This window comes from Modestobacter excelsi, from assembly GCF_005930495.1.
GTDB lineage: Bacteria > Actinomycetota > Actinomycetes > Mycobacteriales > Geodermatophilaceae > Modestobacter > Modestobacter excelsi.
The window spans coordinates 1-24,715 of record NZ_SJEX01000023.1 but is presented as its reverse complement, the minus strand read 5'-3'; the positions used below and the strand labels follow the sequence as shown (position 1 = coordinate 24,715).

The window sequence follows — 24,715 nt, the reverse complement described above, 5'->3', positions numbered from 1 at the left end:
GCTCAGGCGCCGCGGCGACGCCGGCGGGTCGCCGACGAGGTGACGGGGTCGGCGAGCGGCAGGACGTGCGGCAGCGCGGGCAGCGCCCGGAGGGCACGGCGTCGGGCGTACCAGGCCAGCCCGGCCACCGCGGCACCGACGCCCACGGCCGCGCCGGTCACCGCGGGCGCGCGACCGCCGGAGAACCGGGACCGCAGCCGCACCGGACGGGTGAACTGCAGCACCGGCCAGCCGCGCTCGGCGGCCGTCCTGCGCAGGCCGCGGTCGGGGTTGACCGCGGTCGGGTGACCGACCGCCTCGAGCATCGGCAGGTCGGTGACCGAGTCGCTGTACGCCCAGCAGTCGGCGAGGTCCCAGCCCTCCTCGGCGGCGACCTCGCGCATCGCCGCGGCCTTGTTGGCCCCGTAGGCGTAGAACTCGACCTCGCCGGTGTACCGGCCGTCGACGGTGACCATCCGGGTGGCGACGACCCGGTCCACGCCGAGCATCTCCCCGATCGGCCCGACCATCTCGGCACCGCTGCTGGAGACGATGACGACCTCCCGGCCGGCCGCGCGGTGCTCCTCGATCAGGTCGGCGGCCTCGGCGTAGACGAGCGGGTCGACGACCTCGTGCAGGGTCTCCCGCACGATGTCGTGGACCACCGCGACGTCCCACCCCGTCGTCATGGCGGTGATCTGGCTGCGCATCCGCTCCATCTGGTCGGCGTCCGCGCCGGCCAGGGAGAACACGAACTGCGCGTAGGCGCCCTTCAGGACGGCCCGGCGGTTGATCAGCCCGCCCTGGAAGAACGGGCGCCCGAAGGCCAGCGTGCTGGACTTCGCGATGACCGTCTTGTCGAGGTCGAAGAACGCTGCGGCGCAGGTCACGTCCTCCACGGTAGGTGGATCGGCAGTCCCGGAGGGCGTGCGCACCGCCGTCCACACCCCGACGGGGCATCAACGGCTCGCCAGTGCGGCTGGGCCGGGGATCACGCACGTGCTCGGCATGATCGATACTCAGGGCATGTCCTTCGACCTGGCGGTGCTCGAGGCCATCGAGCGACACCGCACCGGCTGGGCCGACGCCGCCACCCGAGGGCTCATGGACGCCGGCCAGCCCGCGGCCACGTACGTCCTGGCCGGGCTCGCAGCCCTGGTGTTCGCGTGGGCCTGCCGGGCCTGGTGGGCGGTGGCGGCGGCGATGGTCTCCTCGTTCGTCGCCACCGGGCTGGCCGAGTGGCTCAAGGAGGTCATCGGCCGGCCGCGCCCTCCCGCCGACCTCGCGCTGGTGCCCACCGACGGCGCCGCGTTCCCCTCGTCGATCGCCGCGCTGACCGCCGGCGCCGCCGTTCCGCTGGTCTTGTGGGGCCTGCGCCGGGCGGACCGGGTCGGACGCCTGGTCGCGGGGGTGCTGACGATCGGCACGCTGGCCGTGGGAGTGAGCATGACCTACCTCGGCGCCCACTGGGTCACCGACGTGCTCGCCGGCTGGGCGCTGGGCGCGGGCGTCGGCGGAGCTGCCTCCTGGTCGTCCGAGCGGCTGGCGAACCGTCGCACCGTCATCGCCGGTGAACCCGTTGCGTGACGTCAGGCGTACGAGGAGTGAGGACACGGGCGCCGTGCCTGCCTGGTCGGGTGAACGCGGACTCTTCGGTACGGATTTCACCCTCCCAGCGCGCAACAGAGTCCCCGGGAGCCCTCCGGGCCGCATACGCTCCGCCCGCTCACCCGGTGCACAGCGCGGTGCGGGCGGGCAACGGGGAGAACGAGACGAGGAGGCCGCGTGACCTTCGGCGAGAGGCCGGTCTACGACGTCTACGGCGCCGGTGGCCACGCCCAGGTCGTGGTCGACGTGCTCCGGGAGCGCGGCATCCGCGTCCGGCGGATGTACAACGACAGCCCTGCGAACCAGCACCCCGCCAGCCAGGACGTGTCCCCGGGCATCCGGGTCGTCGGGCCCGACGACTTCCCGCCGCTGGACGTGCCGCTCGTGCTGGCGGTCGGCATCAACGGCGAGCGCGCCGAGCTCGCGCAGGTCCTCGACGCCCACTTCGGGCAGGCAGTCCACCCGACGGCGATCGTGGCGCCGTCGGCCAGGATCGGGGAGGGGACCGTGGTCCTCGCCGGCGCGATGGTGCAGCCCAACGCCCGCATCGGCCGGCACGTCCTCATCAACACCGGGGCCAGCGTCGACCACGACTGCGACATCGGCGACTACGCCCACATCAGCCCGCAGGTGGCGCTGAGCGGCCACGTGACCGTCGGTGAGGGCACGCACGTCGGCGTCGGCGCGGTCGTCATCCCCAAGGTCACGATCGGTCGGTGGTGCAAGATCGGCGCGGGCACGGTGGTCATCGCAGACATCCCCGACCACGTCACCGCTGTCGGCAACCCGGCGCGGATCCTCCCGGACCGGGACGGGGAGGTGCCGCCGGACCCGGTCTTCGTCAGCTCCGGCGGCCGGCAGCAGGCGGGACTCCGGGTGCCATGACCACCATCGACCAGCACGATCGGCCGACCGCGGCGCCCCCCGGCGACGGGGGTGAGGCGACGCACGACCTCGTCTTCGTCGGCGCAGGGGCCTCCACGTCCTACGTCCTCATCTCGCTGCTCACGGCACTGGCCGGTGACCCGCCGCCGGCGCAGCCGCTGCGGATCGCCGTCGTGGAGCGGGCGTCCGACCCGTTCCCGGGCATCGCCTACGGCAGCCGCACCGGGCGCACCTCGCTGCTCATCACCCCGCTGCGGGACTTCCTGCCGCCCGGCGAGCTGCAGCTGTTCACCGAGTGGCTGTCCGTGCACAAGTCCTGGGTCCTCGACGAGTTCCTGGCTGCCGGCGGGCCGGTGTCGACGCGGTGGTGGGCGCGCCACCGCGAGGCGGTCGCCCGCGACGAGTTCGACGACCTGTTCCTGCCCCGCTACGTCTTCGGCGTCCACCTCACCCAGCGGGTCCGTGCGGCGATCGAGCTCTCCGCCGATGCCGGCATCGCCACCGTCGACGTGGTGCGGGACGAGGTCCTCGCCGTGGACCCCGTCGGACCGGTGCTCCTCGTCACCGGCCGGGAGACCACGCTGCACGCCCGCCACGTCGTGCTGGCGACCGGGTCCTCGCCGGTGATGCCCCGCCTGGACGTCGACGGGGAGCCGCACGACGCCGTGCTCGTCGACAACCCCTTCGACGGCATGGGGGAGGCGCTGGAGCGCATCCGGGCGGCGTTCGAGCGCCGCCCCGCTGACGCCGGGCCGCCGCACGTCGTCCTCATCGGTGGCAACGCCGGCACGATGGACATGCTCTACCAGATCAACGACCTGCCCGTCGTCGCCGAGAAGGGCACCGTCTTCACGGTGGTGTCGCCGGGCGGCGTGCTGCCCGAGCTGCTGACCGCCCCCCGGCCCGGCTTCGTGGCCGAGCGCCTGCGCGAGCTCCGGGACTCCGCTGAGGTCACGGCCGTCGAGGTCTACACCGCCGCCCTCGCCGACCTCGAGCGGGGCCGGGCCGCCGGGCTGACGGTGGCCGACACCCTGCGCCCGATCTCCGAGGGGGTGTCCGCGGTGCTGCCTCAGCTGTCGGCTGAGCAGACCCTGGAGTTCGCGGGGCACTGGGGTGTCGAGCTCGGCCGGCACCAGCGGCGCGCCGGCTGGGAGTACACCGAGGTGGTCGACGACCTGACCGCCGAGGGGCGGCTGGCCACCGTGGCCGGCAGCCTCACCGGCGTCGACCCGGACGGCGGGCGGGGGGTGCGGGTCCGGTACACGCACGGCGGCGTGCCCGGTGAGCTCGACCGGCCCGCCGACGTGGTCCTCAACTGCGGCGGCCCCACCCGGTACCTGCGCGACACCTCGCCCTCGCTCGTCGCCGGGCTCATCGAGCGCGGCGTCGTCCGGCCGACCCCGTACGGCGGCGGCATCGCCGTGGACACGACGCTGGCCGCGGCACCGCGGCTGCACGTGATGGGCCCGCTGCTCGCGGGCAACGTCGTCCACGGTTCGCCGGTCTGGCACATGGAGCACTGCGGCCGGATCAGCTCCTTCGGCTCCGCGCTCGGCCGCAGCCTCGCCGCCGCGCTGGCGGCCGCGGCGCCGGCCACCTCACCGCAGTGACGGGTCGGGCCCCCACCGTCCGGTGTGGGGCCCGGCCCGTCCGCGAGCGGCGGGGGTCAGGCGACGTCGTCCCGTCGGCTGCCGGTGAACAGGTGCATGGTCGGGGCGTCGGTCGCGGAGATGCCCTCCCGCCGCAGCACCGTCCGCAGCGTCGCGACCAGCACCTGGAGGTCCAACCGGGGGCCGAGCCGGTCGACGTACTCGACGTCGGCGGCGAACTTCTGGTCCCAGTCCAGCAGGTTGCGGCCGCGGACCTGAGCCAGCCCGGTCACCCCGGGCCGCACCTCGTGCCGCCGGGCCTGCTCGGGCGTGTAGCGGTCCAGGTACTCCATGAGCAGCGGCCGCGGGCCCACCAGGCTCATGTCACCACGCAGCACGTTCCACAGCGTCGGCAGCTCGTCGAGGCTGGTGCTGCGCAGCCACCTCCCGAAGGGCGTGAGGCGCTCGCCGTCGCTGGCCACCGAGTCGGCCGGCCCGAGGGTGCGCATCGTCCTGAACTTGACCAGCTCGAACGGCCGCCCGTCACGGCCGGGCCGCTGCTGGCGGAACAGCACCGGCGAGCCGAGGTCCCGCCGCACCGCGATGGCCACCGCGGCCATCACCGGGGCAGTGACCACCAGCCCGACGCCGGAGGCCGCGACGTCGATGGCCCGCTTGACCGGGAGGTAGGACGGCCGTCTCACCGCCGCTGCTCCAGGAAGGCCCCCATCGTCTCCAGGACGTCGTCGACCTGGTCGGCGCTCAGCGACGAGCCGCTGGGCAGGGTGAGCCCGGTGGCGAAGAGCCGGTCGGCCGAGCCGTCGAGGTGCCCGCGGGCGCCGGTGAACACCGGCTGACGGTGCATCGGGTTCCACAGCGGCCGGGACTCGATGTCGGCCAGGTCGAGCGCCCCGCGCAGGTCGTCGACCGACCAGCCGGCCTCGGCGGGGTCCACCAGCAGCGCGGTCAGCCAGCAGTTGTCGCCCGCGTCGCCCTCCCGTTGGAACACCCGCACCCCGGGGACGCCGTCGACCAGCGCGGCGTAGTGCTCGCGCAGGGCGCGGCGTCGGCCGATCATCTCGTCGAGCCGCTCGAGCTGGGCGAGGCCCAGCGCCGCGAGCACGTTGCTCAGCCGGTAGTTGTAACCGACCTCGGTGTGCTCGTAGTGCACCGCGGGCTGGCGGGCCTGCGTGCTCAGGTAGCGGATGCGCTGCGCCGTCGCGGCATCGTCGGTCAGCAGCATCCCGCCGCCGCTCGTGGTCATGATCTTGTTGCCGTTGAACGACAGGGCAGCCATGACGCCGGACGACCCGGCCGGCCGGCCGCGCCAGCTGGAACCCAGCGCCTCAGCCGCGTCGGAGACGACCGGGACGCCGTAGCGGGCGCAGATCCCGTCGAGCACGGGGTAGTCGGCGCAGCGGCCCAGCAGGTCGACCGGGACGACGGCGGCCACCGTCGTCCCCTCCGCCTGGAGTGCGGCCAGGGCCTCCTCCAGCAGCGCCGGGGAGAGGATGCCGGTCTCCGGATCGCAGTCGACGAACACCGGCTCCGCTCCGGTGTAGACGACGGCGTTCGCCGTCGCGATGAAGGTCATCGTCGGGACGATGACGGCCCGGCCCGGGCGCGCGCCCAGCTCGAGCAGCGCGAGGTGCAGGGCGGCCGTGCCGGACGACAGAGCCACCGCGTGCGCGCGGCCGCACCGCTCGGCGATGCGCTGCTCGAAGGCGTCGACCATGGGCCCCAGGGGCGCGATCCAGCCGGACGCGATGGCCTCGGCGACCAGTTCCTGCTCACGGCCGCCGACGTCGGGCGAGGAGAGCAGGATCCGGCCCCGTCGCCGGACAGGTGCGGCCGTCACAGCGGGACCACGCTGTTGCGGTGGGGCTGCACGGCGACGTGGTTGCGTGGCGTCGTCCCGGCGGTGTCGGCGGGATAGCGGGTCCCCAGACGGTCGAGCTCGTCGGGCTCGAGCCCCGGCACCGGCACGTGGCTGATCATCGAGTGGAACGGCCGGCTGTCGTGCTCGCCCGAGCCGAACAACTCCTCGTGCAGCTTCTCACCCGGCCGCAGACCCGTCACCCGGATCTCGATCGGCCGGCCCTCGAGGCTGATCAGGTGGGCGGCGACGTCGCCGATGCGCACGGGCGCGCCCATGTCGAGCACCAGGGCCTCGCCGCCGCGGCCGATCGCGCCGGCCTGGATGACCAGCTGGACCGCCTCGGGGATGGTCATGAAGTACCGGGTCACCTCCGGGTCGGTGATGGTCACCGGGCCGCCCCGGGCGATCTGGGCGGCGAAGGTCTCCAGCACCGAGCCCCGGCTGCCGAGCACGTTGCCGAACCGCACCGACAGGTAGCGACCGCCACCGCCCCGCGCGTAGGCCGCGGTGAGCTGCTCGGCCATCCGCTTGGTGTGCCCCAGGACGTTGACCGGGTTCGCGGCCTTGTCGGTCGAGACGTTGATGAAGTGGGTGACCCCGACCTCGGTGGCGGCGGCGAGCACGTTGCGGGTGCCCAGGACGTTGGTCTTCCAGCCCTCGTCGGGGTACTGCTCCAGCATGTTGACGTGCTTGAGCGCGGCGGCGTGGAAGACCACCTCCGGGCGACGTTCGCCGAACAGCCGCAGGAGCGCCTCGCCGTCGCGGATGTCGGCGAGGACGGCCTGTGGCTCGTGCAGTCTCGCCTCGCCGAACATCGTCAGCTGCAGGGCGTGCAGGGCCGACTCGTCGCGGTCGAGCATCATCAGCTCGCCGGGGCCGAAACGCTGGATCTGCCGGCACAGCTCGGAGCCGATCGACCCGCCGGCGCCGGTGACCAGGACCCGCTTGCCGCGCAGGTAGTCGGCGATCTCGGTGACGTCGGTGTCGATCTGCCGGCGGCCCAGCAGGTCGGCGACGTCGATGTCGCGGACGTCGCGGATGCCGACCCGGCGGTTGAAGTACTCCGACATCCGGGGCAGCACCTTGACGGCGAGGCCGGCGTCGGTCGCCCGTTGGGACAGGTCGCGGACCAGCGCACCGCCGGCCGAGGGAAGGGCGATGACGACGACCTCAGCCCCGGTCGCCGCGGCGGCGGCCGCCATGCGCTCGCGGCCGCCCATCATCCGGACGCCCCGGATGCGCAGGTGCCGCTTGGTGGGGTCGTCGTCGAGCAGACCGACCGGCAGGTAGGGGCTGTCGGGGTCGCCGAGCATCGAGCGGATCAGCTGCTCGCCGGCGATCCCGGCACCGAAGACGAGCGTCCGCTCCCCGGTCCGTGGCCGGACGGCGCCCTCGCGCTGGCTGCGGATCGCCAGCCGGAAGGCGGCCATGATCACGAACGAGAGGACGGCGGCGATCGGCGGGACGCTCAGGGGCAGCAGCCGCGGCGTCCCGCTGGCGGCGTCGACGGCGAGCACGGTCAGGGAGGTCATCCCGACGGCGATCACCAGGCTCTTGAGCTCGTCGGCGCTGCCCACCGGGTAGCGGCCCTGGTGCAGGCGCAGGGCGGTCGACGCGATGGGGAAGAGCAGGACCGTGAGCGCCAACGCCACGACCAGACCCCTGGTGTTGATCTGGCCGAGCTCGCCCTCGTACCGGGCGCTGACCGCCAGGACCAGGCCCGCCAGCAGCGAGATCACGTCGCCGCCGAGCATCGCGAAGCGGATGAGACGCCACCGCAGGCCCGGGTCCGTTCCCGACATGTCGGCCTTCCTCTCAGGCTGGGCGGCGGTCGGCCCCCCGGTCATCTGGTCGCGGGACCGGGGCGGGGTCCGCCGGCCGGCGTTGCGGGGTCGGATGCCGCTCACGGCTGGCCCGGGGGCAGCGAGGGGGCAGGACCGGCCGGGACGACCCGCCGCCCGTGCCGGTCGGCGGCGTAGGTCGTCGATCCGGTCGTGGCGACACGGGCGCGGCGCGGGACGCGGTTGAGGACCACGCCGAGTGAGGGGACCCGGACCCGGGCCACCGCGGCGGCGGCCTCGGCCAGGTGCCCCCGTTCGGTCCGCCCGTAGCGCGCCACCAGGAGGCAGACGTCGGCCCGGGAGCTCAGCACGGCGCCGTCGACCACCGGGAGCAGCGGGGGGGCGTCGACGACCACGACGTCCTGGCTCCCGCGCAGAGCCTGCAGGAGCGCCGTCATCGCCGGAGAGCCCAGCAACGCCTCAGGGTCCGGGGGCAGGGCGCCGGCGCCGAGGACGGTGAGGCCGCCGGGACCGTCGCCCCACTGCTGGACGACGTCCGGCAGCTGGGCTGCACCGATCAGGACCTCGGTGAGCCCGGGTCCGTCGGGCAGCTGCAGCCGGCGCCGCACCCGTGGGCGGCGGAGGTCGGCGTCGACGAGGGTGACCCGGTCGCCGGCGCCGGCGAGGGAGACGGCCAGGTCGGTGGCGATCGTGGTGGCACCTTCTCCGGGCAACGCGCCGGCCACCACGACGACCCGCGGGCCGGACCCACCCCCCAGGTGCCGCAGGTTCACCCGCAGGGCCCGGAGGGCCTCAGCGGTGGGCGACTGCCCGCCGGCGCCGGCCGTCAGCGGCTGCTTGGCGAGCTTGCGGTCGTCGAAGACGCGGCCGACCACGGGGGAGCCGGTGGACTGCTCGACGTCGTCGACCTCGCGGACGGTCCGGTCGAGGTGACCGCGCGCCAGCGCCAGCCCGATGCCCAGCAGCAGGCCCACGGCTGCGCCCCGCCAGAGGTTGCCGAGGACGTCCGGGCTCACCGGCGTCGGGTTCAGGTCGGCGTCCTGGATGGTGGTGATGGTGACCATCGGCGAGGCCGCGCCCCGGGGGGTCTCCAGCTCGGCGACCCGCGCGGTGAACTGCTGGCCGAGGGCCGCCGCGATCTGCTGCGCGCGTTCAGCCGAGGTGTCGGTGACGACGACGTCGAGCACGACCGTCTCCGGCAGGGGCGTGACGGCGACCTTGGCGGCCACCTCGCGCGCGGTCAGGGGCAGCCTGGTCGCGTCGACCACGCGTTGCGCCAGCTCCCGCGACGTCAGCACCTCTGCGTAGGAGGCGACGCGCTGCTGGGAGAAGAGGTTGCCCTCGTACGCGTCCGCGGAGGCGGTCGATCCCGCCGTCCCGACGAACAGCTGCGTGGAGGAGGAGTAGGTCCGGACCGCGGTCACGCTGAGCGCGCCGGCCACCGCCAGCCCGAGCAGCAGCCCTGCGACGACGAGGCGGAGATGACGCCGGAGGATCTCGAGCAGGTCGATCCGTCGCACGCGTCCACCAATCCCCCGTGGAGCCCCGCTCGGCTGGGAGGCTCTCTGCACTGCCGCCGCCCGGAAAGGCGCCGGAGTCACGAAAAGTAAGGCCGCGATGGCCCTCGCAGTAGGTTTTCTGTGCGAAATCGGCCGGTACGACGCTCGGTGACAACAGGAGGCGGCTTGTCGTCATCGTGGCGACAGTGATGGTCACCCTTTGTCATATCGACAGAGGTCGATTCAGGTGACCGGTGCTGTCCCCCGGGCGGTGGGCGGCCGACAGGCCGGTGCGCAGACCTCTGGCCCGAACGAGTGATGACGCACGGTCACCGTCTGCAGCGGCCCTCCGGCGTCTAGCCTCCGGGTGTGGACACCGAGGCGGGGGAGCGCGTGTGACCGTGGCGGACGTGGGTCGCCGCCGGACGGACGCGATGGTGACCTCAGTGGGCGACATGCACGTGGTCCCCGAAGCCCGGTGGGACGCAGTGGTCGGTGCCCTGGGTGGACTGGACACCTACACCAGCGCCGCCTATGCGCGGGCGTCGGCTCTGCTCGAGGTGCCGGGAACGCGGCCGTTGCTGCTCCACCTGCGCGATCGGGGCGGCGACGTCGCGCTCCCGCTGCTGCTCCGGCCGCTGCCCGGCGGAGCGGGATGGGACGCCATCAGCGCCTACGGCTACGGAGGGCCGGTCGCCCGCTCCCGGGACGTGGCCACCGCCCTGGGCTCGGCCCTGGACGCGTGGGCCCGGGCCAACGGCGTGGTGACCACCTTCCTGCGCCTGCACCCGCTGCTGGACAACGCGGCACTGGTCCCGCCGTCGGCCGAGCTGGTGCCGGCCGGCTCGACCGTGGCCTGGGACGTCTCGCCCGGCCGTGACCTGCTCGCGGGCATGCACCCCCACCACCGTCGGGCTGCGCGCCGGGCCGACCGCGAGGGGCTCGAGGTCACCGTCGATCCACGGCCGGCCTGCCTGGATGAGTTCCGGGACCTCTACTACACGACGATGCGCCGCCAGAAGGCCGACACGTTCTTCTACTTCCGCGACGACTACTGGGCGGCGCTCGTCGCGGAGGCGGCGACGCTGCGGCCCCTGCTGGTCGAGGGCAGGCTGGAGGGGCGCCTGGTGGCCGCGCTGCTGTGCTTCGCGCACGGGCCGTGGCTGCACTACCACCTCGGCGCCTCCGACGAGGTGGCCCGCACGATCGGTGCGTCCAACCGGTTGTTCGTGGCGGCGGCCCAGTGGGCGCAGGCCCAGGGCATGGTCAGGGTGCACCTCGGTGGCGGCCTCGGCGGGTCGGCCACCTCGCCGTTGTTCGTGTTCAAGCACCGCTACGACCCGCAGAGCGAGCCGTTGCCCTTCCACGTGGCCAAGCTCGTGCACGATCCGGTGCGCTACCGGGAGCTGGCGGGCACCGACGACACGGCCGGGTTCTTCCCGCCGTGGCGGCGCCCCGCCTGAACCGGGACGAGGTCAGGCCGGCGGGTCAGGCCGGCGGAGGCACCCGCGTCCCGGGGCGGTGGGCCCGGCGGCCGAGCACGTCGAGCAGCGCGTCGGCGAGCCCGTCCGCAGCGGTGGTGGCATCCAGTGCGGCACGGACGTCGGGAACGCCCCGCACGGCACCGGATGCGGCGTCGGCGGCGAGCAGGCGGCTGAGGGCCTCCAGGTCGCCGTCCGGCGCGAGCCGGACCAGCGGCGCGTCCCGCAGGCCCTTGACGTCGAACCCGTAGCACCAGCGTCCGACCGCGGCGGCCTCCAGGGCCACGCGCGGCAGCCCCTCCCACGAGGCGGTGTGCAGCAGCGCGGTCGCCTCGCCCAGTGCCGCGGACACCGGCCCCCGGCCCTCGGCGCGGACGACGTCGCCCAGGCCGCGTGCGGCGACCTCGGCCCTCACGGCCTCGTGCAGCGGCCCGTCACCGAGCATGCGCAGCCGTACGGGCACCCCCAGGTCGACCAGGCGGGCCACCACGGCGACCGCCTGCAGGGGGCGCTTGCGCGGCGTCATGTCCCCGGCCCAGAGCAGGTCCAGGGTGTCCGACGCGGGCAGCGGCGCGGCCGGCCACTGCTCGAGCGGGACGCCCACGCCGGTGGCGAGGCGGTGCACGCTCCGCGCACCGTGCCGCTCGAACCACGCCTGGTCGTCCCGGTTGATCGTCACCACCCCGGCCGTCCGCGGCAGCAGGGCGCGCTCGACGGCCTTCCACGGCAGCGCGCGGGCGTCGTCCCGGCCCCAGTGCAGGCCGTGGCAGAAGTAGACGACCGGTGCTCGCAACCCGGCCACCCGCACCAGTGCGGAGGCGGTCGCGGTGTTGGTGACGACGACGTCGTGGCGCTGCGCCGCGGACCACCTCCGCACCGAACGCAGGGCGGTGCGCACGCCGCGGGAGGGGCGCTGGGTGAAGCCCTCCAGCGGTGTCCAGCCCGGCAGCGACGACGCCGTCCCGCTGGCGCACGTCACCGCGAAGCCGAGTTCGGTGAGCCGGTCGACGATCGGGGGGAAGAACGCGTCCAGCGTGCGGCCGACGCTGGTCAGCAGGCCGACCCGGATGGGCTCGCCCGTCCCGCTGCGCTCCGACCCGTCGGGTCCTCCGTGGTCCCGGTCCGTGCTCACCGGAGTGCCCGCTCCTCTCCGGCGAGCGCGGCCGCGGTCGGCTGCGGCGCGGCCGCCGGTGGCGTCCGCTCGGGACGGAGCACCCAGGTCACGAGCAGCCAGCCGGTCACCGCCGGCACGAGGACGTCGATGTCGAGCAACCGCCCGTGGATCGGCGTCGCCGTGAGGACGGCGGCCATCACGCTCATCGCCCAGATCGAGCCGGGGTGACCGGGCCGCGGCCAGGTCCCCAGCAGGTGGACGACCAGGCCGGCGAGCAGGAAGACCGCGACGACACCGGCGAGGCCGAAGTCGAAGTAGGCGTCGCCAAACGCCGTGTAGGTGTTGAAGGGGATCGGCATGTCCACGTAGTCGGCGAACGGTTGCGGCGTCGGGAGGGGCACGCCGAAGAACTGGAGGGACTTCACCACGGCGTAGAGCGACCGGCCCCACGCCCCGTACGGCCCGGCGCCGCCGGTGGACTGGTCGACCGCGACGCTGAACGCGCTGACGCCGCCGACCTGGTAGAGCAGCGGCTGCACCAGCGAGTCGGGCAGCCAGCCCGACACCACGAGTCCGGGCGGCAGCGCGCCCTTGTCCAGCTGCTGGCCGACGAAGCCGAAGTAGGCCAGCGCCGCTCCGCCGACGAGCGAGACGAGGGCCGCCACCCGCACCCCCGGGGGCAGGATCCGACGGCGGTGGCGACGCACCAAGCCGGCCGCCCGCGGCAGCAGGACGAGGAAGAACAGGCTGGTGACGACCAGGGTGAGGGTGGCCGTGCGCGACGGCGACTGCATCGTGGTCGCGATCGCGACCGGGATGAGGAGGAACCACCACCAGCGGTGGCACAACCCGCCGATGACGCCGAACGCGCCGAGCAGCGGGGCCAGCGCCTGCGCGATGCCGACCGGCGTGGGGATGACCAGGTTGCCGTAGAGCTCCGCCCAGCGCACCAGCTTGCTGTCGAGCTGACCGAAGGGGACGCCGAGGACGCTGGAGACCGCCTGGCGGTACTGCCAGGAGCCCCAGAGCACGACCGCCAGCACGACCGCCGTCGCGACCGCCAGCCGGCCGACCCGCACCGACACCCGGACCGGGGGGTCGGCCGCCGCGTCGTCGTCCCCAGGTCGCGGCGTGCGGTCGAACAGCAGCGGGACGGCGATCAGCGCGGTCAGGCCCGAGACGATGGCCACCGCGATCCGCGGGCTGGGCTCGTACAGCTCGACCGGCCGGATCACCAGCAGCAGGCCGATGACGAGCCAGAGGGCGAGCGTGACGGTCAGCGGGTGCAGCATCCCCCAGCGGCGCCAGCACAGCAGGAACAGCAGCGCCGAGCCGACCAGGATGATGGCCGCGCTCACGACAGCACCCGGACCGTGCCCGGCCGCCAGGCCTCGCGGGCCGACAGCCGCAGGGCCCGCCACCGCACGCGCCAGCCCTCCGGCTGCCGGGTGAGCGTGCGGGCGACCACCTCGGCGACTGCGACCACCAGCGCCGCCGCCGCGGCCGCCCTGCCGCCCCGCTTGGCGAAGTAGCGGATCCGGGAGACGCGGAACACGCAGTAGGAGACGGCGGCGACCGTGCGCGAGCTTCCCCCACCGGCATGGCTGCCGAAGCGGCGGGTGTCCAGGAGCACGCGGCCGTGGACTCGGGCCCGGTCGCAGATGTCGACGTCCTCGAAGTACAGCTCGAAGCGCTCGTCGTACCCGTCGAGCAGCTCGAGGAAGGTGCGGTGGGCGATGAGGAAGGCGCCGTCGACCTGGGGTACGGCGATCGTCCCGGTGTCCGCTGCGACCGGCTGCAGGGACGAGCCGGCGCCGAGCACCGCCCGGCGCAGCTCGGTGCCCAGCGTCTCCCGGCGGCGGGCATTGCCCAGCGCGCCGCCGGCCTCGCCGGTCAGCCCACCACCCAGGACCATGCGGTCGTCGGCCCCGCACCGGTCGACGAGCTCGGCGAGGCTCTGCTCGAGCAGCACGTCGGGGTTCAGGAAGGTGACCACCGGGTCGCTGGTGGCGCGCATGCCGAGGTTGCAGCCCCGGGCGAACCCGAGGTTGGCCCCGGGGTCGACGTAGCGGACCCGCCCGTCGGCGCGGCCCACCACGCGGGCGGTGGCCGGGTCGCTGCTGTTGTCCACGACGACCACGTCGCCCACCGCCGGGTCGCGCAGCAGGGCGGGCAGGCCGCGTTCGAGGTAGCCGGAGGAGCGGTAGGCCACCACCACGACCGACGTCCGGGTCACCGGTTCTCCTCCCGCGAGCTCGGCCGGAGTGCCGACCGCAGGCTGGTGCGCAGGTACAGCGCTGTCACGAGGTAGGCGACGGTGGAGACGACGGCGGTCCCGGTGGTGCCCCCGAGCCACGCCCCGGGCACGTACCCCGCCGCCAGGACCAGGGCCAGCACGCCGAACGCCGCCACCGCAGCGTGCCGGCCGAGGGCCTGCAACGCGCTCAGCGCTACCCGCGAGTAACCGGCGAAGACGGCGCCGGGGAGCACGATCAGGACCAGCGGCACCAGGCCCCGGTAGGCCGACAGCGGCCCGAGTGAGAGCACGACGGCTGCTCCGGCGATGCCCACGGCGGCGATGCAGCCGACGCCGGCGTTGAGCCGGACCGTCCGGCCGAGCTGGCCCTCCCAGCGGTCGTCGGTCATGCGTGCCCGGCTGGAGAACACCGACAGGGCGAAGGCCTCCGGGATGATCAGCGCCAGTTCGGTCAGCGACAGGGCGATGCCGTAGATGCCGGCCGCCGTGGGTCCGAGGAGCACGCCCACCACGAGCACGTCGGCCCGGAGCATGACCATCTGGCCGATGCTGCCGACGTTGTTGGCGGTGGCTGAGCGGAGGAACCGCCGCCAGGTCCAGTCCCCCGTCCCGGTGGGCGGGTCCACCGCGTGTGCGCGCAGGTGGCGGACCAGCTGGGTGGACGCGATCGCCAGGCCGCCGACCACCGACAGGGCCCAGGCGGCGTAGACCAGCAGGGGGGACCGGGTGGTCGCCAGCACCACCCCGGCGCCGACGAGGTAGAGCAGGGTCTGCACCACGATGGTGACCTGGTAGCCGCGGTCGCGGCCCAGGCCCTGGAGCACCCGGTTGGCGAACAGCTGGCAGACGACGAGCGAGCCGCCCATGAGCGCCCAGCCGGTGAGCAGGACGTCGGAGTGCGCGGAGCCCACGCGCTCGGCCCCTCGGCCGGTGAGGACGAGCGCGACACCGGTCGCGGCCAGCGTGACCGCGAAGCCGGCGACCAGCCGGATGCCGTGGCGCAGGGTGCTGCGGTCACCGCCGCGGAGGGCCTCGACCACCGGTACGTGCAGGCTGCCGTAGGCGAGGGCGCCGGCCAGGAGCGCGCCGGTCATCAGGAAGGTCAGGACGCCGCGCCGCTCGGGCCCGAGCAGGGTCGCGGAGACCAGGGTCAGCAGGAAGGTGGCACCGAGCGGCACCACCTGGGCGATGAGCAGGTCGAGGAAGCCACCGGCCCGCAGGGTGCCCAGCGCACCGCGCAGCACCGAGGCGAGGCCGGCCTGCGCGGGCGCGGGACCGGACGCCGCCGGATCACCGGCCACCGCCGTCGACGACGGGAGCTCTGCCCTCACGACGGCTCCGGGGAGACCGCGGGCAGCCGTCCCACACGGTCCCGGCCGGCCTGCCGGCCGGGACCGGCCGACTGCCCGGTCCCCTCGGGAGGAGTCGGCCGCGGGTGGGCCAGGGTGGCCGCGGGGGTGACGGCCCGGTCCGCCACGTAGGGGACCAGCATCCGTTGGATGCGGGCGGCGCGGCGGGGCACGTGGGTCAGGACCACGCCGAGGAGCCCGGCGGCGGTGTCGGCGAGCATCGCGGCAGCCCCGGTGAGCTGCTCCTGGGAGGTGACGCCGAACCGGCTCGCCAGCAGGAACCCGTCCGCCACGTCCCCGAGGGCCACGGCGTCGGGCACCGGCCCGAGCGGGGCTGCGTCGACGACGACGACGTCGGCCCGGTTGCGCAGCCGGGTCAGCAGCGCGGCAGTGCCGTCGGTCGTGGCCTGCGTGCTGGGGTCCAGCGGCGTCGAGCCGGCGGTCAGGACCTCCAGCGACCCGTCGGCCCACGGTTGCAGCGCGCTGTCGAGGTCGCTGGTGCCGGCGAGGACGTCGCTGAGACCGGCGTGGCCGGGCAGCGCGAGGGTGCGGGCGAGGTCGGGGGAGCGCAGGTCCGCCTCGACCAGCACGACCCGGTGCCCGCCCTGGGCCAGCGACAGCGCCAGCCGGGCGGCCAGCGCCGAGCGGTCCTCGCCTGCCAGCACCCCGGCCACGACCACGACCTGTGGCGGCGTGTCCCCGTGGCCGAACCGGAGGTGGGCGCGCAGCCTGCGCAGCGCTGCTGCGTCGGGGGAGTCGGGGCCGAGCGAGGGCAGGACCGAGCCCCGGGTCGGCGTCGCGTCCTCCACCAGGACGGCGAGCGGCCGGGAGCCCGTCGCCGCGAGGACGTCGTCGGCGCTGGAGACGGTCCGCCGGCCGCGGGCCGGCAGCAGCGCCCACAGGGCGCCGAGGAGCAGGCCCAGCCCGCCGCCGAGCGACAGGTCACGGGCGGGGGCCGGGCTGATCGGTCGGGAGTCGAAGGTCGCCGGCTCGATGGTCGTCACCTGCACGGCGGAGTCGACGACACCGGGCGGCTGCTCGACGGTGGCCACCTGGTCGGTGAACTCGGTGGTGACGGCGTCGGCCAGCTGCTGGGCCCGCTCGGCGGTGCGGTCGGTCACGGTGATCTCGAGGACCACCGTGTCCGGGACGGCTGCCGCCCGGATGCGCGAGGCCACGTCGGCAGGCGTCTCGTCGAGGTCGAGGTCCTCGACCACCCCGCGGGCGAGCCGCTCGCTGCCGAGCAGTTGGACGTAGGACGCCAGCCGCTGCGTGGCGAACAGCTCGGCCGCGTGCGCCTCGGGGAGGTCGCTCACCTCGGTGGCGCTGACGAAGACACGCGTGGTCGACGAGTAGGTGGGGCTCGCCCGCCACAGGACCAGCGCGGCCACCGCGAGACCGATGAGGACCCCGAGGACGGGGAACACCCATCGGGCACGCAGCGCGCGTCGCGCGTCCGCCAGTTGCACCATGCCCCCGTTCGACGTGGGAGTGCCGGCCGCCGATCGGGGCCACCACCAGTCCGGAGAGCCCTCCCAGCTCCCAGGCGGCCACACGGTAACCGCCGCGAACTGCCCGGATAACCCCTTCGTCCCTTTCCCATGCAGCACTTTCGGGTGAATCAGGTGGGGACATCGTGCCACTCCGCTGCAGACGGACGGGCTGGCCGTGATCGACTCAGCGCCATGAGTAGCGACTCGCCAATGGGTGCGGGCTGTGAGCTCGTGCGGGATCCGTGGCGGGCGGTACCTGCAACCGGGGAGAGGATCGTTCAGCAAAGCTTCCGGCCGTGCGGAAGTGGACCCTCCTGGCGGCCGGCGTGCTCGCGGTGGCTGCCACGGTGACGGTCCGCGTCTTCGTCCTGCCCTCCACGGCCGGTCCCGCGAGCACCGACGCGGTCGTGCTGCTGGCCGGCGATCCCGAGACCCGCGTCCCCCTCGCTGTCCAGCTGGCTGAGCAGGGGACCGGGGTGCTGGTGGTGTCCGCCGCAGACGGGGAGGTCAACGGCCCCGCGCGCGAGCTCTGCAGCGGGCACGGGGACCTGGAGGTCCACTGCTTCCGGCCGTCGGCGGACGACGGCGACGACACCCGCGCGGAGGCGCGCGCCATCGGGGACCTGGTGGAACAGTCCGGTTGGACCCGCATCACGGTCGTGACGAGCGTCTACCACGTGGAGCGCGCCGGGATGCTGGTCCGCAGGTGCACCGACGCCGAGGTCGTGATGGTCGCGGCCCGGCCGACGATCTCGCTGCCCCGGTGGGGTGTCGCGATCGGGCACGAGGTGGGTGGCCTGGTCGCCGCCCTGACAGATGAGGCCTGCTGAGCGTCATGGAGATCGTCTCGAGGAAGACCCTGCGTCCGGCCCGGTGGCCGGCCGCCCTGCTGTCGTTGGTCGTCGTCGGGTGCCTGGCCGCGTGCGCCGACCCTGCGGCGACCGCGGCGGAGCCGAGCGGTGCGCTCGTGGTCGTGGTCGGGGGGCGGGCCAACGCGGCACCGCCCGCGCTGTCCGGGGTCGCCGCCTCGGCCCGCGACGTCGCGGTCGCGCAGCAGTCGGTGTTCTCCCTCGTCCTCGCCGACGGGGCGCCCTTCGCCGAGGGGCCGGCGGCGACGCTGACCGCCGACGCGGCGGACGCGGGCGCGCGGGAGGAGCAGTACGCCGCCAACCGGGAGCGGGTCGACGACGCCGTTGCCGGTGCGCGGGCGAGGACGCCGGAGAGCGACCTGCTGACGGCCATCGACCTCGGCGTCCAGACGGTCGGCACCCCCACCGGGCTGCGCACGCTCGTCCTCGTCGACTCCGGCCTGTCCACCGCCGGTGCGCTCGACTTCACCGCGCCGGGGATGCTCGACGCCGACCCGCGGGAGGTCGCCGACACCCTCGCCGACTCCAACCAGCTGCCCGACCTGCGCGGCTGGTCGGTCGTCTTCCAGGGCCTGGGGGACACCGCGGCTCCGCAACCGCCGCTCGACGACGCCCGCCGGGCACAGCTCGCCTCGATCTGGACCGAGGTCCTCCAGCGGGCGGGCGCCGTGGCCGTCCAGCGGGGTGACGTCCGGCTGACCGGCGACCCGGACCCGGCCCTGCCCGCGGTGCGGACGGTGGCGATCGAGCCGGGCATGCGCTGCACCGGTGGGTCGCTGACGCTCACGGGCGGGCCGCTGGGCTTCCGCCCCGGCGAGCCGACCCTGCTGGACGAGAGCGCGGCGGCCGAGCGGCTGCGCCCCTACGCCGAGCAGCTCATCGCTCGCCCCGGGGTGGTGGCCGAGGTCTTCGGCACCTCCCCCGCCGTGGGCGACCCCGAGGTGGACCGCCAGATCAGCGAGGACCGGGCCCAGGAGGTCGCCAACCTCCTCATCGACCTCGGCGTGCCCATCCCGCAGCTGCACGTCCTGGGTCTGGGCAGCGACTTCGACGGTCACGTGCCCGACCGGGACACCACCGGGCACCTCGTACCGGCGGCCGCGGCGCTCAACCGCACCATCCGCATCGACTTCACCGAGCCGGTGCAGTGTGTCTGACGTGGCTGCTCCTGACGTCCCGCCCCGGTGTCCCCCGATCGCCGTCGGCTCGTCCTACGGGCCGGCCGGCTCCAGCACCCGGGTCCGGGTGCTGGAGTGGCTGCGCTTCCTCGGCCTCGAGGCCGAGGCCGTCCTCGACTACCTGGGCACGCCGAACGTGCGTCCCGGGACCCTGCTGCGTCGGCCGCTGGGGGTGGCGCGGGCCGAGCGGCACCTGCGCCGGATCGGCTCCGGGCCCGGCTGGGAGCGGTTGCTGATCTCGCGCTCACTGGGCCCGTTCACCCGCGGGCGGGTCGAGGCCGACCTGCTCCGGCGTTCGGACTGGGGGGTGTTCGACTTCGACGACGCCCTGTTCGCCGACGACCGCGGCGGGGTGCACCGCTTCTTCGGCGAGGCCGCCGGCTGGTCGACCGCGGTCCAGGGGGCGGACCTGGTGATCGCGGGCAACGACCTGCTCGCCGAGGCCGCGGCGCGGCTGAACCCCGAGGTGCGGATCGTCCCGAGCTGCGTGCACCCCGACGCCTACCCGCGGAAGTCCGTCTACGCCGTCGGGCCGGTGCCGCGGATCGTCTGGGTGGGGTCACCGTCGACCGAGCCCTACCTGGCGCACGTCGCGCCCGCCCTCCTCGAGGTCCACCGGCGCACCGGGGCGCGGCTCACGGTGGTCAGCTCGGGGGAGCGGTCCCTCGGCGACCTCGAGGTCATGGCCGACCGCGTCCCGTGGGCCGGCCGGGAGACCGACGCCCTCCTGGCCTCCGCCGACTGCGGGATCATGCCCCTGCCGGACACCCCCTTCACCCGCGGCAAGTGCGCCTACAAGCTGTTGCAGTACGGCGCGGCCGGCCTCCCCTCGGTGGCCACGCCGGTCGGAGTCAACGCCCGGGTCCTCGAGCAGTTCGGTGCCCCTGCGGCCACGGGCACCGACGAGTGGGTGGACGCGCTGCTCTCCGTCCTGCAGGAGTCGGAGACCGCCCGGCGCTCGCGCGGCGACACCGCCCGGCGGGCGGTCGAGCAGCACTACAGCTACACCGCGTGGCGAGGAGCCTTCCTCGAGGCCCTGCGGTTGCCCGGCGGGACGGGTCCCGACGCGCCCGCGAGGGCCGTGTGCGCGCCGTCCGCGACGGATGGAGGAGTCTGAGCGCGGAACCCGGGGGAGCACGAGGTCGTTCGGCTGTACCGACGCTCCGGAGCAGCTCCCCGGAACCGACGGACCTCGGACGACAGGACAGGCGATGACGCACGCGCGCAGGAGCCGGAGGCCGGCTCGTCGCGTTCTCGTGCGCGCCGGGCTCGCCGTGGCCGCCGTCGTCCTGGTGGGCATCGGTCTGCTCGTCGTCACCGGGAGCCCCGACGAGGACCGGCCGGAGCCGCCTGCCTCCGCGGCTCCCTCGTCGTCGGCTGCTCCCGCCGGCTCGCCCGGCACGGGGACGCCTCCGCCGCCGGGCGCGGTGGACGTCCGTGACTTCGGGGCCACCGGCGACGGCGTGACCGACGACGCACCGGCGCTGCGGCGGGCGCTGGCCGAGGCGACGTCGGTGCACGTGTCCGCCGGGACCTACCTCCTCAGCTCCTACGCGACCCCGAGGGACGACGTCGTCGGCGCGGACTTCGTGTTCCAGCTGCGCGACGGGCAGACCATCACGGCCGACCCCGGCGCGGTCCTCGTCATGGCCGACGGCGTCATCGCGGCGTCGAAGGCCGCGTGGGGCGGGAACGTGTTCCTCGGGGACTCGGTCAGCGGCGTGACGATCTCCGGCCTGACGATCGACCTCAACGGGCCGGGCAACCTGGTCCCGGCCAGGCGGACCATCACCGGCTACGGCCTCTACCTGTTCGCAGCGCAGGACGTCACGCTGGACGGGGTGACGATGCGGGACACGCCGGGGCAGAACTACGTCGTCGCCCAGGGTGGGGGCAGCGGGATCACGGTGCGCGACTCGTCGTTCCTCAACGGCGGCACGTCCGTACCCGGCAACCGGAACCAGGACGACTTCTCGGCGCTCTACTTCACTGCCTCGGACGTCACCGTCGAGCGGATCGTCATCGACCACGACCAGCAGCCCTTCGGCTTCAGCGGCGGGGTCGAGCTCCACGGCGCGCGTGAGGCCGTCACCGGCAGCGTGATCAACGACAGCTGGCCGGCCGTCTACATCGGTCCCGACGTCGCCTCGGACCTGCGGCTGCAGGACCAGATCACCGTCTCCGGCAACCGGTTCCTCGACTGCGGCCGCGGCGTGGTGTTCAACGCGCTGGGGACGGGCGAGATCGAGGGCGTCGACATCAGCGACAACGAGTTCCGGATGGTCGGGTTCGCCGCCTTCCCGGGCGAGCCCACGCGCGCGGTCGACCAGGACATGCCCCCCGACGGCAACTGGACCTACCACCACCTGATCACCGGGCTCACCGTCCGCGGCAACACGGTCACCGGGAACGGCGCGTGGAGCGACGCGGTGGTACGGCTCTCGCAGGTGCACGGCGCCACGATCACCGGCAACCGCCTCGACGGCGTCGTCGGGTCAGCGCTGGTGCTCTTCAGCTCGCCCTGGGACACCACGGACGTCGTGTTCTCGGACAACGACGTCACGTGGCGGCCCAGCCGGGGGGCGCCGCTGCTGGCGTTGTCCCTCGACGGCAGCTCGACGGACCCGCCGCGCCGAGCCTTCGACGCCCGCAACATCAGCCTGGCCGACAACAGGGTCGTCGTGACCGGGGATGGCGGGGGGTCCTGCGCCGTGCACGCCGAGTGGCCGGCGACGGCCGAGGTCGACGACGTCGAGGTGCGGGGCAACGACCTGCAGGGCGTGGAGGACGCGGTGTGCGGACCGCAGGCCGATGAGCTCACCGTCGGTCCCTGAGCGCTCCCCCAGACGGAGGACACGCGGGCAAGACACTGCGTGACCAATCCCTCGCCTTGTGTAAGGTCACCCCGACGCGCCCGGCGCCCACCCGAGTGGGGCATGAGCACAGGTCGGTCGTCGACCGGAGGAGGGCGTGTGACGGCGTTGGTCGTGTCCGCAGCCGTGTGGCCGGCCGTGGTGGTCCTGCTCGGCCTCGGCCTGGGCTGCGTCCTCCGACGAGCCGACGAACCGGAGGGTCCCGCGGTCACGCGGCGCGGGACGCCGCGGAGCCCGCTGTCGATGGTGTGGCGCTCCGTTCCGGTCGCCGTCCCCGCTCCTCACGACGAGGCGTCGCTCGCCTCCTGACGTCGCCTGACGCGGCACACGTCAACTGTCTGCCGTGACCGTCCCCGGGGCCGGTGCCAGCCGGTGGACCACCCAGTCGCGGCCGCGGGCGTGCGCGGTGAAGCGCGGGAACGCCGCGAATCCCGCCTCGTGCACCGGGTTGACGTAGACGACCCAGGCCGGATCGGGGTCGTCCCGCCGCGCGGTGCACAGCGACCCCAGGACGAGGTCGAGAGTGGTCGCGCCGAACGGGTTGAACATCGTCACCACGAGCGGTCCGCTGGGCACCGGCGCGGTCGCCGCGTCCCCGTGGACGACGGTGACCTCCGGGAGGACGCCGCGCGGAGCCCGGCGGTGCCAGCGCCGCACGTTCTGCTCCGCCTCCGCAGCGAGGCGCTCGTCGAGCTCCACACCGACGACGCGCTCGAAGCCGGCCTCGGCCGCGAGCAGCACCGCCCGTCCCCGCCCGGCACCGAGGTCGACCAGGGTGCTCCTGTCCCGGTCGACCGGGACGGTGGCCAGTGCCTCCTTCAGCGGGCGCAGCCCGATGGGCTGGTAGAAGGTGGGGTCGCCGCCGACCGACCGGGCCGCGACGTGGTCCTCGTTGCGCACGAACCCGCGGGTGCGGATCCCCCGGCGCAGGTCGAAGAGCAGTTCACGGGCGAGCGCCAGCGGGACGCCCACCAGCTCCCGAGCCAGGCGGAGGAGCTCTGCCGCCACGCCGCGGCCCCCGGCGCGCTCCCAGGCCGTGACGAGCCGCCGCGTCGCCTGCTTCGCCTTCCAGACGGCGGTGGAGATCATCGGGGCCTTCCGATCGGATGCCGCAGATGGTGTCCTGGCGAGCGAAGCGGCTGGGCGCACCGCTGTCAACAGCGGGGTGCCAGGTGCACTGACCGGAGAATCTGGTCACGGGCGTGTGACCACGAGATCTGACTGCTCGGTTTCATGAGCCAGGATCCCCGGACGTGGCGGAGCTGCTGGAGGCGACCACCGCCGACCCCGCACCGCCACCGGACCGTGGGCACCCCTCACCCGCTGACCGGCCTGTCTGGTCCGTACAGCAGGGGCGGGGACGTCGCCGGGAGGGACCGGTCCGTCCGGCGTGCGCCATGCTGTTGTCCCAGGCCCAGACGCGGAGGAACATGGCTGGCAGCGCACCGTCTGCCGCTCGGCGCCAGCCCGAGGAGGGGCCCGTGACCACCTCCGTCATCGGGCTGCTCTGGCTGGTCTCGACCGGTGTGCTCTGCCTGGTCATCGGCCGGGCGATCCGCGCTGCCGACCGCCAGGACGACGAGGGCGCTCGCGCAGCGCAGCGGTCGCGCAGCCGGGCCGGTGGAGCGTCGACCCGCACGCTGCCTGCCAGGCCGCCCTCGCCGGACGTCGACGAGCTGGAGCAGTGGTTCCGGACGAGCCCGTGGCCACCGGCCGGGCCCCGCCACGAGCCACCCGCCGGCGACCCGGAGGACGCCGGCTGACGATGCGTTCCCCTCCGCTCAGACGGCCGGTCCCCGCGCGGCCCGCCGGACCGCGTGCCAGAGGATGACCACGTCGAGGCGCAGCGACCACTCCCGCAGGTAACGATCGACGACAGCCGGGGCGTCCTCGCCCGCCCGCCCCTCGCCGAGCTCGTCCAAGCCGATCAGACCGGGCTTGAGCGCGAGCCGCGTGACCGTCATCGTCGCTCGTCGCCCGTCGGCCGGTGATGTCGCCCGGGGGCCGACCAGGGACATCTCGCCGCGCAGGACGTTGATCAGCTGGGGCAGCTCGTCCAGACAGATCCGTCGCAGCAAGGCGCCGACCCGGTCGGTGCCCGGACCGGCCGGGTCCACGGTGCGGAACCGCAGCAGGTCGAACGGTCGACCCCATTGGCCCAGCCGCCGTTCACGCTGCAGCACCGGACCGTCACCGTGGCTCCACAGGAGCACGGTCAGGAGGGTCATCCACGGAGCAGCGAGCAGCAGGACGACGGCTGCCACCAGGCGGTCCAGGACAGCCTTCGCGGGCGGGAGCGGCCCGTGTGGATCGAGGTCGTGGCGGATGGTCAGGGACACGGTGTCCTCCCAGAGCCAGGTGTGATCAGGAGGCGGGGTCCGGACGGGGTCGGCGCGGTCGCGGTCGTCCGGACGCCGCGGGCGGCGCAAGGCAGATGACTCCTGCCGCGCACGGTGGCGGTCATGAGGTCGGTCCTCGGGTGGTCGCGGCACGACGGCCGCAGCGATGGATGACGGGGAGTGCGACCGCGGGCACGCCGTCTCCAGCCGTCGACCGGCTGGTGCACCGGGACGAGGCCGCCCGGGCGACGCCGGGCGGGAACGGGTGAGCCGCGGGTCGGCGGCCGCTCAGTCCGGGCGTGTGGCGGGGTCGCCCTCGTGGCAGGTCACCCGTGCCACCGTGGCGACCAGTACGCGGACGTCACCGGCGAGGCCGTCGTCGGCCCGGTCACCAGCGGGGAGAGCCGAGGACGGGTCGCCGGTGCGCAGCCGCTCCTCGAATCCGGAGGAGCCCGATCCACACCCGCCGGCGGCTGCGTTGGTCGGCGTGACCGGCGGCGGCAGGGCGGGCGGTGGCAGGG

General features: G+C 74.5%; 23 protein-coding genes. 10 read left to right on the top strand and 13 right to left on the bottom strand.

What is annotated here, in order from left to right; translation table 11 throughout:
* Nucleotides 1–2: 2 nt before the first annotated feature.
* Nucleotides 3–869, bottom strand: a complete 867-nt coding sequence (locus FHL80_RS10145; RefSeq protein WP_138733303.1) for an HAD family hydrolase — start codon at nt 867–869, stop codon at nt 3–5.
* Between the two features lie 136 nt (nt 870–1,005).
* On the opposite strand from FHL80_RS10145, the gene FHL80_RS10140 reads away from it, so the two are divergent.
* The 3 genes from FHL80_RS10140 (at nt 1,006) to FHL80_RS10130 (ending at nt 4,082) form a co-directional block, all read left to right on the top strand.
* Complete coding sequence (locus FHL80_RS10140) at nt 1,006–1,566, top strand: phosphatase PAP2 family protein (protein WP_216870585.1); 561 nt, start codon at nt 1,006–1,008, stop codon at nt 1,564–1,566.
* Between the two features lie 198 nt (nt 1,567–1,764).
* Nucleotides 1,765–2,472: an acetyltransferase gene (locus tag FHL80_RS10135; RefSeq protein ID WP_138733301.1), complete on the top strand. Its 708-nt coding sequence runs from the start codon at nt 1,765–1,767 to the stop codon at nt 2,470–2,472.
* Nucleotides 2,469–4,082: an FAD/NAD(P)-binding protein gene (locus FHL80_RS10130; protein WP_138733300.1), complete on the top strand. Its 1,614-nt coding sequence runs from the start codon at nt 2,469–2,471 to the stop codon at nt 4,080–4,082. Before FHL80_RS10135 ends, FHL80_RS10130 begins: the two co-directional genes overlap by 4 nt.
* Nucleotides 4,083–4,138: 56 nt before the next feature.
* Here the strand turns inward: FHL80_RS10130 and FHL80_RS10125 are convergent, their stop codons facing one another.
* The 4 genes from FHL80_RS10125 to FHL80_RS10110 all read right to left on the bottom strand — a co-directional run bounded on the left by FHL80_RS10125 (nt 4,139) and on the right by FHL80_RS10110 (nt 9,262).
* Nucleotides 4,139–4,765: a sugar transferase gene (locus tag FHL80_RS10125; protein WP_138733299.1), complete on the bottom strand. Its 627-nt coding sequence runs from the start codon at nt 4,763–4,765 to the stop codon at nt 4,139–4,141.
* Nucleotides 4,762–5,919 carry an aminotransferase class I/II-fold pyridoxal phosphate-dependent enzyme gene (locus tag FHL80_RS10120; RefSeq protein ID WP_216870584.1) on the bottom strand — a complete coding sequence of 386 codons (1,158 nt, stop codon included), beginning with the start codon at nt 5,917–5,919 and terminating at the stop codon, nt 4,762–4,764. The genes FHL80_RS10125 and FHL80_RS10120 overlap by 4 nt, the downstream gene beginning before the upstream one ends.
* Nucleotides 5,916–7,742 (bottom strand): polysaccharide biosynthesis protein, encoded by a 1,827-nt coding sequence (locus FHL80_RS10115; protein WP_138733298.1) that lies wholly within the window; start codon nt 7,740–7,742, stop codon nt 5,916–5,918. The genes FHL80_RS10120 and FHL80_RS10115 overlap by 4 nt, the downstream gene beginning before the upstream one ends.
* 101 nt (nt 7,743–7,843) lie before the next feature.
* Nucleotides 7,844–9,262 carry a tyrosine-protein kinase domain-containing protein gene (locus FHL80_RS10110; RefSeq protein ID WP_138733297.1) on the bottom strand — a complete coding sequence of 473 codons (1,419 nt, stop codon included), beginning with the start codon at nt 9,260–9,262 and terminating at the stop codon, nt 7,844–7,846.
* A 413-nt stretch (nt 9,263–9,675) separates the two neighbouring features.
* Here FHL80_RS10110 and FHL80_RS10105 point away from each other — a divergent pair, with 413 nt between their 5' ends.
* A complete protein-coding gene (locus FHL80_RS10105) occupies nt 9,676–10,704 on the top strand; it encodes a GNAT family N-acetyltransferase (protein WP_138733296.1) in 1,029 nt (342 codons plus the stop codon).
* 25 nt (nt 10,705–10,729) lie between these two features.
* On the opposite strand, the gene FHL80_RS25435 is transcribed toward FHL80_RS10105, so the two are convergent.
* From FHL80_RS25435 to FHL80_RS10090, 5 genes are read right to left on the bottom strand one after another with little or no spacing between them, the layout of a single operon-like run.
* Nucleotides 10,730–11,854: a glycosyltransferase gene (locus tag FHL80_RS25435; protein WP_216870583.1), complete on the bottom strand. Its 1,125-nt coding sequence runs from the start codon at nt 11,852–11,854 to the stop codon at nt 10,730–10,732.
* Nucleotides 11,851–13,194 (bottom strand): O-antigen polymerase, encoded by a 1,344-nt coding sequence (locus FHL80_RS25430; RefSeq protein ID WP_216870582.1) that lies wholly within the window; start codon nt 13,192–13,194, stop codon nt 11,851–11,853. Before FHL80_RS25430 ends, FHL80_RS25435 begins: the two co-directional genes overlap by 4 nt.
* Complete coding sequence (locus FHL80_RS25425) at nt 13,191–14,072, bottom strand: glycosyltransferase family 2 protein (protein WP_216870581.1); 882 nt, start codon at nt 14,070–14,072, stop codon at nt 13,191–13,193. The genes FHL80_RS25430 and FHL80_RS25425 overlap by 4 nt, the downstream gene beginning before the upstream one ends.
* On the bottom strand, nt 14,069–15,424 hold the full coding sequence (locus FHL80_RS25420) for a lipopolysaccharide biosynthesis protein (RefSeq protein ID WP_216870580.1): 1,356 nt from the start codon (nt 15,422–15,424) through the stop codon (nt 14,069–14,071). The genes FHL80_RS25425 and FHL80_RS25420 overlap by 4 nt, the downstream gene beginning before the upstream one ends.
* Nucleotides 15,421–16,914, bottom strand: coding sequence for a tyrosine-protein kinase domain-containing protein (locus FHL80_RS10090; RefSeq protein ID WP_138733294.1), 1,494 nt, complete (start codon nt 16,912–16,914; stop codon nt 15,421–15,423). Before FHL80_RS10090 ends, FHL80_RS25420 begins: the two co-directional genes overlap by 4 nt.
* Before the next feature lie 317 nt (nt 16,915–17,231).
* Here FHL80_RS10090 and FHL80_RS10085 point away from each other — a divergent pair, with 317 nt between their 5' ends.
* The 5 genes from FHL80_RS10085 (at nt 17,232) to FHL80_RS10065 (ending at nt 22,164) form a co-directional block, all read left to right on the top strand.
* Nucleotides 17,232–17,765: a YdcF family protein gene (locus FHL80_RS10085; RefSeq protein WP_216870579.1), complete on the top strand. Its 534-nt coding sequence runs from the start codon at nt 17,232–17,234 to the stop codon at nt 17,763–17,765.
* Nucleotides 17,766–17,770: 5 nt separating this feature from the next.
* Nucleotides 17,771–18,961: an OmpA family protein gene (locus tag FHL80_RS10080; RefSeq protein ID WP_138733292.1), complete on the top strand. Its 1,191-nt coding sequence runs from the start codon at nt 17,771–17,773 to the stop codon at nt 18,959–18,961.
* Between the two features lies 1 nt (nt 18,962).
* Entirely contained in the window at nt 18,963–20,099 is a 1,137-nt protein-coding gene (locus FHL80_RS10075) for a glycosyltransferase (protein WP_138733291.1), read from the top strand.
* A 139-nt stretch (nt 20,100–20,238) separates the two neighbouring features.
* Entirely contained in the window at nt 20,239–21,816 is a 1,578-nt protein-coding gene (locus FHL80_RS10070) for a glycosyl hydrolase family 28-related protein (protein ID WP_138733290.1), read from the top strand.
* 138 nt (nt 21,817–21,954) lie between these two features.
* Nucleotides 21,955–22,164: a hypothetical protein gene (locus FHL80_RS10065; protein ID WP_138733289.1), complete on the top strand. Its 210-nt coding sequence runs from the start codon at nt 21,955–21,957 to the stop codon at nt 22,162–22,164.
* A 21-nt stretch (nt 22,165–22,185) separates the two neighbouring features.
* Here FHL80_RS10065 and FHL80_RS10060 read toward each other — a convergent pair whose 3' ends face one another.
* Nucleotides 22,186–22,944, bottom strand: a complete 759-nt coding sequence (locus FHL80_RS10060; protein ID WP_138733288.1) for a methyltransferase domain-containing protein — start codon at nt 22,942–22,944, stop codon at nt 22,186–22,188.
* Between the two features lie 392 nt (nt 22,945–23,336).
* On the opposite strand from FHL80_RS10060, the gene FHL80_RS10055 reads away from it, so the two are divergent.
* On the top strand, nt 23,337–23,618 hold the full coding sequence (locus tag FHL80_RS10055; RefSeq protein WP_138733287.1) for a hypothetical protein: 282 nt from the start codon (nt 23,337–23,339) through the stop codon (nt 23,616–23,618).
* Between the two features lie 18 nt (nt 23,619–23,636).
* Here the strand turns inward: FHL80_RS10055 and FHL80_RS25415 are convergent, their stop codons facing one another.
* Together FHL80_RS25415 and FHL80_RS25410 are read right to left on the bottom strand one after the other, a co-directional pair.
* Nucleotides 23,637–24,194 carry a sugar transferase gene (locus FHL80_RS25415; protein WP_281283457.1) on the bottom strand — a complete coding sequence of 186 codons (558 nt, stop codon included), beginning with the start codon at nt 24,192–24,194 and terminating at the stop codon, nt 23,637–23,639.
* A 288-nt stretch (nt 24,195–24,482) separates the two neighbouring features.
* On the bottom strand, nt 24,483–24,715 hold a 233-nt coding region (locus tag FHL80_RS25410; RefSeq protein WP_216870577.1), incomplete at its 5' end, for a hypothetical protein.

Bases quoted from the DNA above. Each gene is read 5' to 3' on its own strand.
- FHL80_RS10140 (WP_216870585.1), top strand. From the start codon at position 1,006: ATGTCCTTCGACCTGGCGGTGCTCGAGGCCATCGAGCGACACCGCACC.
- FHL80_RS10130 (WP_138733300.1), top strand. From the start codon at position 2,469: ATGACCACCATCGACCAGCACGATCGGCCGACCGCGGCGCCCCCCGGC.
- FHL80_RS10115 (WP_138733298.1), bottom strand. From the start codon at position 7,742: ATGTCGGGAACGGACCCGGGCCTGCGGTGGCGTCTCATCCGCTTCGCG.
- FHL80_RS10105 (WP_138733296.1), top strand. From the start codon at position 9,676: ATGGTGACCTCAGTGGGCGACATGCACGTGGTCCCCGAAGCCCGGTGG.
- FHL80_RS10090 (WP_138733294.1), bottom strand. From the start codon at position 16,914: ATGGTGCAACTGGCGGACGCGCGACGCGCGCTGCGTGCCCGATGGGTG.
- FHL80_RS10080 (WP_138733292.1), top strand. From the start codon at position 17,771: ATGGAGATCGTCTCGAGGAAGACCCTGCGTCCGGCCCGGTGGCCGGCC.
- FHL80_RS10060 (WP_138733288.1), bottom strand. From the start codon at position 22,944: ATGATCTCCACCGCCGTCTGGAAGGCGAAGCAGGCGACGCGGCGGCTC.